13 protein-coding genes are annotated in these 14,775 nt (G+C 50.5%); 5 read left to right on the top strand and 8 right to left on the bottom strand.

Going from position 1 to position 14,775, the window contains the following annotated elements:
- Nucleotides 1-42 precede the first annotated feature (42 nt).
- The 6 genes from deoC to prfC form a co-directional block, all read right to left on the bottom strand.
- Nucleotides 43-819: a deoxyribose-phosphate aldolase gene (deoC, locus tag BZG84_RS02145; RefSeq protein WP_069589160.1), complete on the bottom strand. Its 777-nt coding sequence runs from the start codon at nt 817-819 to the stop codon at nt 43-45.
- A 383-nt stretch (nt 820-1,202) separates the two neighbouring features.
- Nucleotides 1,203-1,373, bottom strand: a complete 171-nt coding sequence (locus BZG84_RS02140; RefSeq protein ID WP_069589159.1) for a XapX domain-containing protein — start codon at nt 1,371-1,373, stop codon at nt 1,203-1,205.
- Nucleotides 1,374-1,486: 113 nt separating this feature from the next.
- The gene (locus BZG84_RS02135) at nt 1,487-2,773 is read right to left on the bottom strand and encodes a NupC/NupG family nucleoside CNT transporter (protein WP_077479901.1); all 1,287 of its coding nucleotides are present in this window, start codon (nt 2,771-2,773) and stop codon (nt 1,487-1,489) included.
- Between the two features lie 209 nt (nt 2,774-2,982).
- Nucleotides 2,983-3,753, bottom strand: a complete 771-nt coding sequence (locus BZG84_RS02130) for a TatD family hydrolase (RefSeq protein ID WP_077479900.1) — start codon at nt 3,751-3,753, stop codon at nt 2,983-2,985.
- On the bottom strand, nt 3,746-3,889 hold the full coding sequence (locus BZG84_RS16425) for a DUF5363 domain-containing protein (RefSeq protein ID WP_232112125.1): 144 nt from the start codon (nt 3,887-3,889) through the stop codon (nt 3,746-3,748). The genes BZG84_RS02130 and BZG84_RS16425 overlap by 8 nt, the downstream gene beginning before the upstream one ends.
- A 148-nt stretch (nt 3,890-4,037) precedes the next feature.
- The gene (prfC, locus tag BZG84_RS02120; RefSeq protein ID WP_077479898.1) at nt 4,038-5,627 is read right to left on the bottom strand and encodes a peptide chain release factor 3; all 1,590 of its coding nucleotides are present in this window, start codon (nt 5,625-5,627) and stop codon (nt 4,038-4,040) included.
- A gap of 419 nt (nt 5,628-6,046) precedes the next feature.
- Between prfC and pnp the strand changes: the two genes are divergently transcribed.
- Both pnp and nlpI read left to right on the top strand, forming a co-directional pair.
- On the top strand, nt 6,047-8,182 hold the full coding sequence (gene pnp, locus BZG84_RS02115; protein ID WP_077479897.1) for a polyribonucleotide nucleotidyltransferase: 2,136 nt from the start codon (nt 6,047-6,049) through the stop codon (nt 8,180-8,182).
- A 68-nt stretch (nt 8,183-8,250) separates the two neighbouring features.
- Nucleotides 8,251-9,123 (top strand): lipoprotein NlpI, encoded by an 873-nt coding sequence (gene nlpI, locus BZG84_RS02110; RefSeq protein ID WP_069589153.1) that lies wholly within the window; start codon nt 8,251-8,253, stop codon nt 9,121-9,123.
- Nucleotides 9,124-9,166: 43 nt separating this feature from the next.
- Here nlpI and BZG84_RS02105 read toward each other — a convergent pair whose 3' ends face one another.
- Nucleotides 9,167-11,236, bottom strand: a complete 2,070-nt coding sequence (locus BZG84_RS02105; protein ID WP_077479896.1) for a putative bifunctional diguanylate cyclase/phosphodiesterase — start codon at nt 11,234-11,236, stop codon at nt 9,167-9,169.
- A gap of 342 nt (nt 11,237-11,578) precedes the next feature.
- On the opposite strand from BZG84_RS02105, the gene BZG84_RS02100 reads away from it, so the two are divergent.
- The 3 genes from BZG84_RS02100 to rimI are packed head-to-tail and all read left to right on the top strand — an operon-like array spanning nt 11,579 to nt 12,845.
- Nucleotides 11,579-11,980, top strand: a complete 402-nt coding sequence (locus tag BZG84_RS02100; RefSeq protein WP_077479895.1) for a hypothetical protein — start codon at nt 11,579-11,581, stop codon at nt 11,978-11,980.
- A 12-nt stretch (nt 11,981-11,992) separates the two neighbouring features.
- On the top strand, nt 11,993-12,385 hold the full coding sequence (locus BZG84_RS02095) for a DNA polymerase III subunit psi (protein ID WP_069589149.1): 393 nt from the start codon (nt 11,993-11,995) through the stop codon (nt 12,383-12,385).
- A complete protein-coding gene (rimI, locus tag BZG84_RS02090; protein WP_158011461.1) occupies nt 12,378-12,845 on the top strand; it encodes a ribosomal protein S18-alanine N-acetyltransferase in 468 nt (155 codons plus the stop codon). The genes BZG84_RS02095 and rimI overlap by 8 nt, the downstream gene beginning before the upstream one ends.
- On the opposite strand, the gene BZG84_RS02085 is transcribed toward rimI, so the two are convergent.
- Nucleotides 12,821-14,764, bottom strand: a complete 1,944-nt coding sequence (locus tag BZG84_RS02085) for a bifunctional diguanylate cyclase/phosphodiesterase (RefSeq protein WP_077479892.1) — start codon at nt 14,762-14,764, stop codon at nt 12,821-12,823. The genes rimI and BZG84_RS02085 overlap by 25 nt on opposite strands.
- Between the last annotated feature and the right edge of the window lie 11 nt (nt 14,765-14,775).

Raw genomic sequence — 14,775 nt, 5'->3', positions numbered from 1 at the left:
GACAGGGCAAGCAGTCACTTGCCCTGCGAACATCACTAAGGATTAGTAGCCGCCTTGTGCCGCTTTTTCACCTTCACCCAGCGTATGTAATAAGTTCGCTAACAAGCTTGAGGCGCCAAAGCGATAGTGGCGACTGTCTGCCCAGCTCTCGCCCAAGATACGATCCGCCATCGCGAGGTATTGCTGCGCATCCTCAGCAGTGCGTACACCACCGGCTGGCTTAAAGCCCACTTTATCCGCGACACCTTTGTCTTTAATCACGTTCAGCATAATTTCTGCCGCTTCTGGCGTAGCATTCACCGCCACTTTACCGGTCGAGGTTTTGATAAAGTCAGCGCCCGCATCAATTGAGATTTCAGACGCACGCTTGATAAGTGCGTCTGTTTTCAGTTCACCGCTTTCGATGATGACTTTTAGCAGCGCTTGATCGCCACAGGCAGCTTTGCATTGTTTGACCAGTTCAAAACCGATCTCTTCGTTACCCGCCATCAATGCACGATAGGGGAAAACAACGTCAACTTCATCGGCGCCATAGGCAACGGCCGCCTTGGTTTCAGCCACGGCAATATCGATATCATCATTGCCGTGAGGGAAGTTAGTAACGGTGGCGATGCGCACCTCAGGGGTGCCTTGCTCACGCAGCGCTTTTTTTGCCACCGGAATGAAACGGGGATAGATGCAGATCGCAGCCGTGTTACCGACTGGTGATTTCGCGTTCTGACACAAAGCGATCACTTTTTCATCCGTGTCATCATCATTCAGTGTGGTCAGATCCATTAATTTCAGTGCGCGTAGGGCTGCGGTTTGTAATTCGTTCATGGGTATCTCCAGTCCTCATTCTTTTGCCAAACAGTTATGGGTTGGCCACTGTGTAAACAACCTATTAGCAGGTTGCCGTTCAGCGGACTTGGCTCCTTGAAGTTTGAGGCTGGACATCTCGCCGCCTTCAACCAACCATCCTTGTTGCCGCGTGCAAACGTGATGTGTTTGCGTATTCCGCCGTTGGACGTTCTAGATTGGGGCTAGCCACACCTTGTTGCTAACCATAAGAGGAAAATAAGGGATTGTGGCACCCTCAAACTATGACGGTGTTCACTTATTTTACCAACGCCATCCAAGCAAAACTAGATTTTACCGTTTCTGTTGAAATACACACTGTTGCCCACCAGCACCAATCGCAAAGATGGAGAATATTTAGCCGGTTAAGAAAAGAAACGCTCCACCACCCACTGGTAACCAACGCCTCCCAAATAGACACCGACAATCCCCATTATTCCTGATAACACCGGTGGCGCGGGGATAGGGAGTTTAATCGCACTGAATAACACTCCGACCAAAAAACCTGCTACAAGTGCCAGTAAGACTTCCTGCATAGTGTTTCCTTATTTTGTTGATAGATATCGCACTAACTAAGTATGGCCACCAAAAATAAAAACGCCACACAGTCTCCTGCGTGGCGTTTTTGATGACACATGGTTGGGGGAAATTAACCCATCATGGTCAAGGTTAGGAACAGACCAGCAATGGTTGCAGACATCAGGTTAGATAGCGTACCTGCCGCAACGGCTTTCATACCAAAGCGTGCAATGTCTGGACGACGGTTTGGCGCAAGGCCACCCAGACCACCTAGCAGGATGGCTACCGATGACAAGTTTGCAAAGCCACACAATGCGAATGAAATGATCGCTTGTGTTTTCTCTGTCATCAGTGCACCTGTTTGCGCGACTAACTGACCGTTTTCACCTAGGTACTGGGTGAAGTTCAAGTAAGCGACGAATTCGTTCACAACCAGTTTCTGACCGATGAAAGAGCCGGCAACGATGGCTTCTTCCCATGGCACACCAATCAAGAAGGCAAGTGGAGCGAAGACATAACCTAGGATTAGCTCAAGCGTGATGTCTGGATAACCGAACCAGCCACCGATGCCGCCTAGCATGCCGTTAATCAGTGCAATCAAGCCGATGAATGCCAGTAGCATCGCGCCCACGTTTAGCGCCAGTTGCATACCTGATGATGCACCCGCTGCGGCCGCGTCAATCACGTTCGCTGGTTTATCAACACCTTCAGCAGTTGCATCTGCCATTTGCTCGACAGGCTCTTCCGTTTCAGGCTTGATGATTTTCGCAAACAGAAGACCACCCGGTGCCGCCATAAAGGATGCCGCGATGAGGTACTCAAGTGGCACGCCCATTGATGCATAACCGGCCAGTACACCACCAGCAACAGAGGCAAGACCACCACACATGACGGCGAACAGCTCAGATTGAGTCATACGCGGTACGAATGGACGAATCACCAATGGCGCTTCAGTTTGACCCACAAAGATGTTAGCGGTTGCTGACATAGACTCGGCACGTGATGTACCTAGTGCTTTTTGTAGGCCACCACCCAGTACGTTGATCACAACCTGCATGATACCTAGGTAGTAAAGTACGCTGATCAATGATGAGAAGAAGACGATGACAGGCAGAACTTTCAGCGCGAAGACGAAACCGCCACCGCCGAACAGTTCAAACATTTTGCCAGAAACCAGCCCACCGAAGATAAAGCTGATCCCTTCATCACCATAGGCGATGACGTTGGCAACGTATTGTGATGCACCGTACAAGATGTCACGACCCACGTCGACATACAGTACGAAGGCACCGAAAAAGAGTTGGATAGCGAATGCGCCACCCACGGTACGGAGGTTAATCGCTTTGCGGTTATCGGAGAGAAGGACTGCAATCCCCAGCAGCACCATCATCCCTACCACGCTCATCAGCAGGCTCATAGTTTTGGCATCCTCAAAAATAAAAATTGGCGTCTCGACAAAGTGGAATTTGGTTTCCGGGGGGGATTATACGCATGCAAATCACATTAAAGTAATATTCCAGTCACAGTTCGCTGTAAAACTATTCTGTAATGCATCAATAAGTATGACTTTGATCTACTTTTGTGAGCTTATACGAGTGCAAACGTTTGGCTTTAGATGATAGCGGCTTATTTAAGACTAAACAATCGCTCAGCATTGCCTGATGTTTCAGTCAATAGACGATCTTTATCACAGTCTTTTAACTCACAGAGAACGTCTGCCACCCGAGAAACCTGTGCTGGGGTATTGGCTTTTCCTTGAAACCCTGCCAAAGGCATATCCGGCGCATCGGTTTCCAGTAACAGGTGTGAGAGGGGTAAATGTTGAATCGCTTGACGGGTCTTATTGGCACGCGGATAGGTAATGGTTCCGCCCACGCCCAACATCAAACCCGCATCGATAAATTGTTTGCCTTGCTGCGTACTACCACTAAAGGCATGAAGCACGCCGCGAACCCCAGGATACGCTTTAATCACACGCAATAATTGGTTATGGGATTGGCGACTGTGCAAAATAATGGGTAAATCATAACGGCGAGCCAGCCATAATTGCCCTTCTAGCAAGGCGTGCTGGCGCTGCTTCATCTCAGCGGTATTCGCGACAAAATAGTCCAAGCCGGCTTCACCAACCGCCACGCAAGATAGCGGCCGTGACACCAGCGCGTCTTCTAATGCGGCAAGACTCGAGTCGGTGTGCGTGTCGACAAAACAAGGATGCAGCCCAAGCCCGGCATAGATGCCAGCAAAGCGCTCCGTCAACGCTAATACCGCCTGCCAGTTTTGTTCACTCACGCTGGGCACTATCATCCGCGTGACGCCCATCTCACGTGCCGCTTGCCAATATTGCGCGGGCGCTTGGTTAAACGGAGAAAAATCAAAATGACAATGGGTATCAATCATGCTTGTCAGTGCGATTTATCTGAGTATGTGATTCGCGTTTCACCGGCACGCAACTGCGTCGGTTCTCAGGAGTGAGCCCCATGCGTTGGCACCAGGCATCATAACGCGCTATCCACCTTTTGATGGCCAAAGCTATCTTCATCGCTGTCCTCTTAAAAGTAAAATGCCGCCCTATACAGACGGCATTATAGAAGGTTTGACCCTCATCCGCAGGGAGCCTCACCCGCAGGGAACGAGCTAGCTCCCCTCCATGAGTGCGATGCCTTTGGCATCAACCCGCTTACTTAGTGCTCACGCGTTGCCCGCAATTGAATGTCCGGGAAGCGCTCTTGGGTCAGGTTGAGGTTGACCATGGTCGGTGCGATATAGGTAAGATTGTCACCACCATCCAGCGCGAGGTTGGCTTGGTTTTTACGCTGGAAGTCGTCGAGTTTTTTCTCATCCTCACATTCGACCCAACGTGCCGTCGCCACGTTAATCGACTCATAAATCGCATCAACGTTGTATTCCGCTTTCAAGCGTGCCACCACCACATCAAACTGCAGCACACCAACCGCACCAACGATAAGATCGTTCGATTGTAGCGGACGGAAGACCTGTACCGCACCTTCTTCCGAAAGCTGGACCAGACCTTTAAGCAGCTGTTTTTGACGCAAAGGGTCGCGCAAGCGAATACGGCGGAACAGTTCAGGCGCAAAGTTAGGGATCCCAGAAAACTTAAGATCTTCGCCTTGTGTAAAGGTGTCCCCAATTTGGATAGTGCCATGATTGTGCAAACCGATAATATCGCCAGCGTAAGCATCTTCGGCACGCGCACGATCACCCGCCATAAAGGTCACGGCATCAGAGATATTAATCTGTTTGCCCAAGCGCACATGTTTTAACTTCATGCCTTGCTGGTACTTACCGGATACCACACGAACAAAGGCAATGCGGTCACGGTGACGGGGATCCATGTTGGCCTGAATCTTAAAGACGAAGCCGGTGAATTTTTCTTCGTCGGCATTAACGACACGATCCGGCGTCGGACGAGAGAGTGGTTTCGGCGCCCAAGCCGTCAACCCATCCAACATATGATCGACACCAAAGTTACCCAGTGCCGTACCAAAAAAGACCGGTGTTAAGTCGCCACTGAGAAACAGCTCGCGATCAAATTCGTGCGACGCGCCCATGACCAGTTCGAGCTCATCACGCAAGTCTTGCGCAATATCTGCACCAATTGCCTCATCCAATTCAGGGTTATCCAACCCTTTAATGATGCGAGTTTCTTGAATGGTGTGACCTTGGCCAGACTGATACAAGATGCTTTCATCGCGATGAATGTGATACACCCCTTTAAACCCTTTACCACAACCAATTGGCCATGACACTGGCGCACAGGCAATATTGAGCTCACTTTCTACTTCATCCAGCAGCTCCATCGGATCGCGAATATCGCGGTCCAATTTGTTCATAAAGGTAATGATCGGGGTATCGCGCAAACGCGTAACTTCCATCAACTTACGAGTACGATCCTCAACACCTTTTGCTGCATCAATCACCATCAAACAAGAGTCAACCGCGGTGAGGGTTCGATAGGTATCTTCCGAGAAATCCTCGTGCCCTGGGGTATCAAGCAGGTTGACCAAACAGTCATTGTACGGGAACTGCATCACTGACGTGGTCACGGAGATCCCCCGCTCTTTCTCCATATCCATCCAGTCAGATTTTGCATGGTGGTTAGAGCCGCGCCCTTTGACCGTCCCGGCGGTTTGGATCGCACGTCCGAATAGCAGGACTTTTTCAGTAATCGTGGTTTTACCCGCATCCGGGTGCGAGATAATCGCAAAGGTGCGTCGTTTATCAACTTCCTGTTGCAGCGGTGTATTAGACATAGCAAGTTATCTTCTTGATTTATTCAGGCGGCAATCAGGCGCCAACTGAGGGGGTTAATCACAAAGGGAACGTATTTTCGCTGATCTTGTAGCCAGCTTCAATTCACAAATCTGACTTGGCACTGTTATCTGTATTCGTTAGGGTCAAGATTGCTTGCCAAACACATCACAAATGTTGCCAATTGAACGCCGCGTGGTGTCGTTATTGGTGAAGCACGTGTATAATTAGCGCCACTTTCAGTTGTGACACAGTCAACGAAGTCGACCATCCGGTCGCGGCTATTGACAACACATTGCACGTCCGCCCGCGGGACAAGCCCGCAGTGTGTTGCCATTAGTCGCGATGGTGAACAGCTGAAAGCTTACATTTAGCTCGATAAATCGGATGATTTATCTCCTCAGCAACAAGGAAACATTCTGTGAATCCAATCGTAAAAACATTCCAATACGGCAACCATACCGTGACGTTGGAAACCGGTGTGATGGCACGCCAAGCCACCGGTGCGGTAATGGCAAGCATGGACGATACCTCGGTATTCGTCTCTGTCGTCGGTAAAAAAGAAGCGGCAGAAGGCCAGGGCTTTTTCCCACTGACCGTGAACTACCAAGAGCGTACTTACGCGGCAGGTAAAATCCCAGGTGGTTTCTTCAAGCGTGAAGGTCGTCCTTCTGAGTCAGAAACCCTGACAGCACGTTTGATTGACCGCCCTATTCGTCCGCTTTTCCCTGACTCGTTCAAAAACGAAGTTCAAGTGATTGCGACCGTAGTATCGGTAAACCCAGCTGTTAGCCCAGATGTGGTTGCCATGCTAGGTACCTCTGCGGCACTAGCGATTTCTGGTATCCCATTCAATGGCCCAATCGGTGCGGCACGTGTTGGTTATATCAACGATGAGCTGGTATTGAACCCAAGCGAAGCAGAGCTGGACAACAGCCGTCTTGACCTTGTGGTTGCCGGTACTGAAGGCGCGGTGCTGATGGTTGAATCTGAAGCCGATCGCCTAAGCGAAGAACAAATGCTGCAAGCGGTGATGTTTGGTCATGACCAACAACAAGTCGCTATCAACGCTATCAAAGAGTTCGCCGCGGAAGTTGGCACCCCAGCGTGGGATTGGCAAGCACCAGAAGTGAATGCTGCACTGCAAGCGCGTGTTGCAGAAATGGCGCAAGGCCCACTCGCACAAGCGTACCAAATCACTGAAAAAATGGCGCGTTATGAGCAAGTCGGTAACGTGAAGCAAGAGGTGGTTGCCGCTCTGCTTGAGCAAGACGAGACCCTCGACGAGCGTGAAATCCTCGATATGCTTGGCGATCTAGAGAAGAAAGTCGTGCGTAGCCGCATCATTGCCGGTGAACCACGTATCGATGGTCGCGAAAAAGACATGGTTCGTGCGCTAGACGTACGTACCGGTGTGCTGCCTCGCACACACGGCAGCGCGTTGTTTACGCGTGGTGAAACGCAGGCGCTGGTGACCGCCACACTGGGTACCCAACGTGATGCACAGATCATCGACTCAATCATGGGTGAGCGTCAGGACAGCTTCATGCTGCACTACAACTTCCCTCCATACTGTGTCGGTGAAACCGGTTTTGTCGGTTCACCAAAGCGTCGTGAAATCGGCCATGGCCGTCTTGCAAAACGTGGTATTGCTGCGGTAATGCCAAGCCAAGACGAATTCCCATACACCGTCCGTGTGGTCTCTGAAATCACTGAGTCAAACGGCTCATCGTCAATGGCGTCGGTATGTGGTACCTCTCTGGCACTGATGGACGCCGGTGTACCGGTGAAAAAATCAGTCGCGGGTATCGCGATGGGTCTGGTTAAAGAAGGGGACGATTTTGTCGTACTTTCTGACATCCTCGGTGATGAAGACCACCTTGGCGACATGGACTTTAAAGTCGCAGGTACCGATGACGGTGTTACTGCACTACAGATGGACATCAAAATCGAGGGTATCACCAAAGAGATCATGCAAATCGCCCTGAACCAAGCAAAAGGTGCGCGTCTGCATATCTTGGATGTGATGGATCAAGCGATTGGTTCAGCACGTGATGATATCTCTGAGTTTGCTCCACGTATTCACACCATCAGCATCAACCCAGATAAGATCCGTGATGTGATCGGTAAAGGTGGCGCAGTGATCCGTCAGCTAACCGAAGAAACCGGTACCACAATCGAAATCGATGACGATGGTACAGTGAAAATTGCTGCAACTGACGGCGCGGCGGCACAAGATGCGATTTCTCGTATCGAAGCTTTAACCGCTGAAGTGGAAGTGGGCCGCATCTACACGGGTAAAGTCCAGCGTATCGTTGATTTCGGTGCATTCGTGTCTGTGATCGGTGGTAAAGATGGTCTGGTACACATCTCACAAATCGCGGATCAGCGTGTTGAGAAAGTCTCTGACTTCCTCGAAATCGGCCAAGAAGTTGAAGTGAAAGTGCTAGAGATCGACCGCCAAGGTCGTATCCGTCTAAGCATGAAAGAAGCAGCTTCGGATAAGGCAGCCACTGACGCTGCACCTGCCGATGACGCACCTGCAACTGACGCTTAGAGTCTGATTGTAATTCATGCTATAAAGGGGGGCCGTGGCCCCCTTTTTTTATATGGAGACGCACCGTCATGACCGTTTTTTTGAAGTCGCTGGTCATTGCAGGCCTTTTACTACTCACAGGCTGCACCAGTCAGTGGACTTTCCCGCCCATGGCCGTGCCATTGCAACCCACGTTGCAACAGGAAGTGCATCTTGCTCGTATTGACCAACTACTCGCTCGCGACGATCTGAGCGACGATGCGCGCGCCCAACTCCACTATGAGCGCGGTTTGCTGCACGACAGCCTCGGAATGCGCGATCTGGCACGGCTCGATTTTAATCAGTCACTCTCATTAAAGCCGGATCAACCCGATGTGTTTAATATTCTGGGCGTCTATTTCACCCAAACCGGCCACTACGATGCCGCATATGAAGCGTTTGACTCTACCTTAGAGCTAGATAACACACACACATATGCCGAGCGTAATCGTGGTATCGCGCTTTACTATGGTGGACGCTACCGCCTCGCCTATCAGGATCTTCTCACCCATTACCAAGACGACGTGGACGATCCGTATCGTGTGATTTGGCTGTACTTGGTGGAACGCGATTGGAAAGGCGATGACGCGGCCAAAACACATTTAGCCGAGCGGATAGAAAACAGCGACCAACTGGATTGGGGATGGCAACTGGCGCGGATGTTTTTGGGCAAGGTGAGCGAGCGAGAGTTGCTGGAGCAGTTGGCCACTCAAGCGAGTGATAACCAAGTGCTGGCGGAGCGTTTATGCGAAGCCTATTTTTATCTGGCTAAACACTATCAACATCTTGGCAATCAAGACAAAGCGGTTGCACTGTATAAGTTGGCCATGTCTGGCAATGTGTATGCCTTTGTCGAACACCGCTATGCCCTACTGGAGCTCAATCGTATTGCCTATCACCAATCTCAGCAAAACGACGAATAGCGCAAACCAATAACCGCCTTGTAGAGGCGGTTATTTGATCTGATTAGTCTGTCGGAGCTGGCACTGTCTGGGGTGGCTGCTTACGGGGCTTACTTTTTTGTAATAGCTTTTCAAATTCTCGCCGCGGCATGGGCGAGTGAAAATAATATCCCTGAATGGTGTCACAGTTTAAATTGGTCAGCACCGACGCTTGCTGGCGCGTTTCTACCCCTTCTGCTACCACCGTCATCTCCATGGCTCGCCCAAGGTTGATAATGCTTTCCACCAAGGTCACTTGCTTACTCAACGCATCCATATCGTGAATAAACGCGCGATCGATTTTCAATTCATCCAGCGGAAAACGCGCTAAGTAGGATAACGAGGAATATCCGGTTCCGAAATCATCGATAGACAAAGCAAAACCCAGCTCTTTGATTGCATTGAGCATTTGCATGGCATGGGTATCGTCGTTCATCACCGCACTTTCTGTAAGCTCAAACGTGATATCTTCGGGATTTGCACCGGTTGCGCGCAGCAGCTTTTCCATATGCTCGGTCAGTTTAGGATTACGAAACTGCTCCGGAGAAAGGTTGATGGCGACGCGGCCGGGCAAAACATCATGAAGACGCCAACGACGCACATTTTGAAACACCTCTCGCATTACATTGCGGCCCAGTTGCTCAATCAAGCCACACCGCTCTGCGACCGGAATAAATCGCGCAGGACTGATATATCCTTCGACTGGATGCTTCCAACGCACCAGGGCCTCCGCCCCGTTGACGCGATAATCGCTCGTGTTGACTTTTGGCTGATACCACACCTCTAAACCATTATTTTGTAATGCTTTTTGCAGTTCAATCTCAAGCCAAAGCCGCATCCGAGCTTCTTTGCTCATTTGGTCGTCATAGGCGACGACGCGGTTTCGGCCGCGCTCTTTCGCCTCATACATGGCAGTATCGGCATTTTGCAGTAAACTGCGTGCATCTTTGCCATCTTCTGGATAGCGTACCAACCCAACCGAACACGCCAAGTACTTACTAAAATGGTGCAGCTCAAACGGCTGGCTGATCACAGAGACCACTTTTTCCGCCAGCTGGTCAGGTGCATCATCGGTCGCCGGTTTTGGCAGAATAATTGCAAATTCGTCGCCCCCCAGATGACCCACAATGGTGTCTGGTGACAGTAAACGGCGTAAGCGTTGGGCAATATCTTGTAATACCCGATCGCCAATATGGTGACCTAATGAGTCGTTGATATTTTTAAAGTTATCTACGTCAAGGTACAGCATGGCTAACGGTGTCCCGCTGGCTATCAAACCATCCAGCTCACGACTAAAGCCATGACGGTTATACAACCCAGTTAACGCATCCGTGTACGCCGAATGGAGCATCGCCGCAGGCTGAGGCTCAGCCACGACAGCCTGTGCATGCAAACGCACCATATGCGCGTTTTTACCTAAAATGTGAATAGGTGCACAAGACACCTCGATGGATGCCCCCGTGTTGGCAAGCACACACGAGGTGCTTTGATTGCCAGCAGGCTGTGAAAGCATGGCGACGAGAGATTGATTAGAATCTGCGGGACGCAGGAAGGTCGATAGCGACTCGCCCAATAAGGCGTCTGTGCTGTCAACACCGAGGCGTTCCACTGCCATGGGATTTGCAGAAAGGATCAGCTCATCTTCTACCAAACAGCAGCCGTCATCAATCAATTCACTCAAGCGGTAAAATTTTTCTTCGGCTTCTTCAAGGGCACTTGCAAGCACCTGCCGCTCTGATGTGTCAGCAGCATGAATGACTACATAAGGCAGCCCTTTACTGTCTCGATGCTCACTAAGCGGGGAGACACTAAAATGAAAGCTGGTACTGTGATAGCCATCAGACACCACCACTTCCCCTTCAGTGCTTTTCCCTCGCCGTGCTGACTCGTAATGCGGCTTTACAGCTGCATAAAACTGTTCTCCGAGCGTTTGCTGGTCGTTCGCCCCCACCAAGGCATCCAATGCGACTCCAGTTATATCCGCATATCGCTGATTAGCATAGAGGTAACAATCGTCACTATCGAGAATGGCAAAAAGAAACGGACTGCTGTCGGTTAAGCGGTAAAACCAATCGGTTAACTGCGAAATTGGCATGGATGGCTCACATCTTCCTCGGTACAGGTGCCGACCAACGTGTCGTGGCGAAAAATTCGTCTCACATGTTAGACACTTTCTATCAGCTTGTCAGTAGCACTCTATGTGGTGCTGCTTTAGCGTTCAAGCTTTTAACACTATATACCGTACGTCAACCCGTAAAAATAGATAAGGTGCTCAAAATCAGTCATTGGTGTTGAGTTTGCAGCGAAAGTGCGCAATTTATTACTCAACAATACAGGCTGTGAGCGTCGATATACTGAAACCTTGTTCGCACAGTGCTTGCACCGGATCGGGAATCCGTTATCCTGAGCGCATCATTTGTCATCTAGGCTTTTCGCTATGTTAATCCGCTCAGAAGCGCCCGCCGATTTGGTTCGCCTCGATCAATGGTGGCGAGATACACTCGCTAACCCTCAGCAAGCTGATCAGTTGCAACAATGGCGAGAGCACGGGCTGATCACACTGTCATTGGTCGCCACGGATGATATGGGTAGCACGCTAGGACACATTGCCGTCGTGGATGCACAATCCGAGGATAATGCGCAACTTATCGCGGTTTGGTTTAGCCCCGACCCTGAATTGATTGCTCCCCTTTTAGATGAGGCAGAATCCGTCTTGTTTGAACTTGGCTATTGTCAGCTTAAAATTGCGCCGAGCCCTCAAGCGGCCAATGCTGAATTTGCGCCGATTTCGACCGACAAGCATTGGTGGTACAAGCAACTCGCTGCCGCCACCGTTTAACGAGCACTCGATATGCTGACCGATATTCAACGTTTACAAGCCATGGGTTTATCCGTCTGGCAACTCCGCCATCCTGAGCTTTACGGCCGTGAACAGGAAGTTATCCAACTTCCCGAAAACTGCCAGCTATTGCTGGTTTGCGACGATCCTCTCAGCGAGCAAGATGCGTGGTTATTTGGCAATATCTTAAAAAGTATGAAGCTTGACGCTGATAAGGCGAGGCAACTACCCCACGCCGCGCTCGCAGCACTCGGCGATCACCACTTGGTCTGGTGTTGGTATATTGGTGAGCCGGAAGTCGTGATTGACGGTGTGCGCACACTCCGCTCTCTCCCCTTGGCACAGATGCATGATAACCCTGCGGCAAAACGCGATTTATGGCGTCAGATCTGCCAGTATGACTGATTACACGCTTCAGCCCATTGACGATAAGCACCTGAGCGATATCGTACGTATTGAACAATCCGTGCATATTGCGCCTTGGTCGAAGACACAGCTTTCACCGGCTCAGGGGCGCTTCGATCACCACTATGCGTTAGTCAACCAAAATGATCAGATCATCGGTTATTTTTACACGCGTTGCGTCGCTGGCGAAGCAGAGCTTTTAAACATTGCCGTTGACCGGCCTTTTCAAGGTAAAGGCGTCGGTCACCAGCTGCTCACCTTGCTAAAAAAGACACTCGTTGCTGCAGGCGCGAACACCTTGTGGTTGGAAGTTAGACAAAGTAACCGTGGTGCACGAGCGCTGTATCAAAAACAGGGATTTGAGCTGATAAGCCGCCGAGCAGGCTATTACCCCTGCCCGGATGGCACCACGGAAGACGCACTTATTATGCGTGCTCAGCTTGGCAATGGCGCTGACTGAGCAAGATTGCCCAGTTGAACCGGTGGAAAGATATAGCCTTGGTAACCATGGCAGCCCAATTGATGAAAATATTGGTGCTGGTCAGATTGCTCAATGCCCGTGGCAATGACGCGTATCTCTTGCGCCGCGGCAATATTGATCAGCATACGGATAAAGACATCATCAACATCACTCGACGGCTGTCCAAAGCCAATGTCGAGTTTGACATAATCGGGCTCAATATCGTGGATATAATTCACGTTGTCCATATCACGGCCAAAATGGTCAATCCCCACTTCAAACCCATGCTCTCGGATCATCTTAAACAGGGTTTGGCATGCCGCAATGTCAACCTGCACCGCTTCCTCTGCAACCTCGAACGCAAGCTTATCTGACAAGTAGGTTTTTAATAAGTAGTTGGCTAACCAGTCATAGAACGCGGTGCTTCTCACACTCTCTACCGTCAAGTTAATGGCAAGTTTGTCCGACTCTGGATGTGCTTTTATATACTGATCGGCGCGTGTCAGCACATGACGGTCAAACTCTTCACCCAGCGCGTACATTTCAATACGATTGAGCAGCTGCCCAGCAGACAACCAAGCCTCATCCACCCACAAATGGGCATAGACCTCTTGGTGCCAGTTAGTTTGATTATCACGATGTCTCACTGGCTGAGCATAAAGGGTGAGCGGGTTTTTATTGAGGGCATCAAGCAAAATATTGCGCCACTGCTCTCGGGTTCGACTATCGGCATTCGCATGGCTAGGCCAATGGTAAACCTCACTGCGTCGCTTCGCTTGCTGCAAAGCGTTATCCGCTTTGGCCAGTAACGACGCCGCATCATCGTCTTGTGTTTTCGCTACACCAATATGAAAACCTTGATTAGCAGGCAAGGAAATATTTTCCAGCTCTTGGTTTATCATACGCAGTAAGCGCTGTAGATAAGGACGAATATCCCCCTCATCAATACTGGTCAGGAGAATGGCAACTTCATTGTGGCTTAGACGAGCAACCAGTTTGTGTCGCTCAGCTAACTCACCGTGACTCAAGGCTTCACCCAGCAACCGCCAACATTGATCGCGATACTGATAACCATAACGCGCGCGCAGGCGGGATAACCATTCGGTCTCAATTAATAATAAGGTGCAGTTCACATCGTCTTTAATAAAACTTTGCAACTGATGTTGGAAGTAGCCTCGATTCGGTAAACGAGAGACGGGATCGATCATCAATTTATCGCGTAAACGCGATAGCTCTTCTTGCTGACTTTTGTGGACCCGAGCTACCTGCTGACCCGCGAGGTTAAATGCCTGCAACAAGGCTTGCAGATCCTTAACGCGGGTTCTCGACTTAGCGGGTTGATAATCACCTCGCCCTAACGCGTTTAAGCGCGTATCCAGTTCCGCCAAAGGAGTAGTCACGCGCCTAAACATGAAGGATGCGGCAAAAGGGATCACCGCACACATGGCCGCTAGCAGCGTCACCAGTTGCGACATGCGATTCCAAAGCGCCTCAACGGCAGGGAGTGGGCTGACCGCCACCGTGACCCTGGCCAATTGGGTCCAGCCATTACTGACTGATACCGTTTTCGACGCTGACTCAATGCCAGATAAATGCACAAACCAACTAGGCGTTGCGATCGCTCTTGCATCCGCCTGCCAAAGCTGTCGTTGACCAGAAAGCATCGGCATCACCGATACCGACTTAACTTGGGGAGCCGCCATAAAATGCGCCACGAGCTGATTGAGCCGCTCGTTGTCGCTTTGCTCAATAATAGGTGGCAGTGCCTCGGCTATCGCTGCACTGAGTAAACTGACTTGCTGTTGCTGTTCACTTTTCAGTTGGGTTATACCGAGCTGAAAAGCGACCGCCGCCGTCGCTAACGCAGTTAGCAAAGCGGCGGCGACAACAAACAGGACAACACGTTGATGTAATGTCATGCTTTCTCTTT

The organism is Salinivibrio sp. PR932 (genome assembly GCF_001996125.1).
Taxonomy (GTDB): Bacteria; Pseudomonadota; Gammaproteobacteria; order Enterobacterales; family Vibrionaceae; genus Salinivibrio; species Salinivibrio proteolyticus.
The sequence above is the reverse complement of the archived record's forward strand: the minus strand, read 5'-3'. Positions and strand labels throughout refer to the sequence as shown.

Excerpts from the sequence above, each read along its gene's own strand:
- deoC (WP_069589160.1), bottom strand. The coding sequence starts at position 819 with ATGAACGAATTACAAACCGCAGCCCTACGCGCACTGAAATTAATGGAT.
- BZG84_RS02140 (WP_069589159.1), bottom strand. The coding sequence starts at position 1,373 with ATGCAGGAAGTCTTACTGGCACTTGTAGCAGGTTTTTTGGTCGGAGTG.
- BZG84_RS02135 (WP_077479901.1), bottom strand. The coding sequence starts at position 2,773 with ATGAGCCTGCTGATGAGCGTGGTAGGGATGATGGTGCTGCTGGGGATT.
- BZG84_RS02130 (WP_077479900.1), bottom strand. The coding sequence starts at position 3,753 with ATGATTGATACCCATTGTCATTTTGATTTTTCTCCGTTTAACCAAGCG.
- prfC (WP_077479898.1), bottom strand. The coding sequence starts at position 5,627 with ATGTCTAATACACCGCTGCAACAGGAAGTTGATAAACGACGCACCTTT.
- nlpI (WP_069589153.1), top strand. The coding sequence starts at position 8,251 with ATGACCGTTTTTTTGAAGTCGCTGGTCATTGCAGGCCTTTTACTACTC.
- BZG84_RS02105 (WP_077479896.1), bottom strand. The coding sequence starts at position 11,236 with ATGCCAATTTCGCAGTTAACCGATTGGTTTTACCGCTTAACCGACAGC.
- BZG84_RS02100 (WP_077479895.1), top strand. The coding sequence starts at position 11,579 with ATGTTAATCCGCTCAGAAGCGCCCGCCGATTTGGTTCGCCTCGATCAA.
- BZG84_RS02095 (WP_069589149.1), top strand. The coding sequence starts at position 11,993 with ATGCTGACCGATATTCAACGTTTACAAGCCATGGGTTTATCCGTCTGG.
- rimI (WP_158011461.1), top strand. The coding sequence starts at position 12,378 with ATGACTGATTACACGCTTCAGCCCATTGACGATAAGCACCTGAGCGAT.
- BZG84_RS02085 (WP_077479892.1), bottom strand. The coding sequence starts at position 14,764 with ATGACATTACATCAACGTGTTGTCCTGTTTGTTGTCGCCGCCGCTTTG.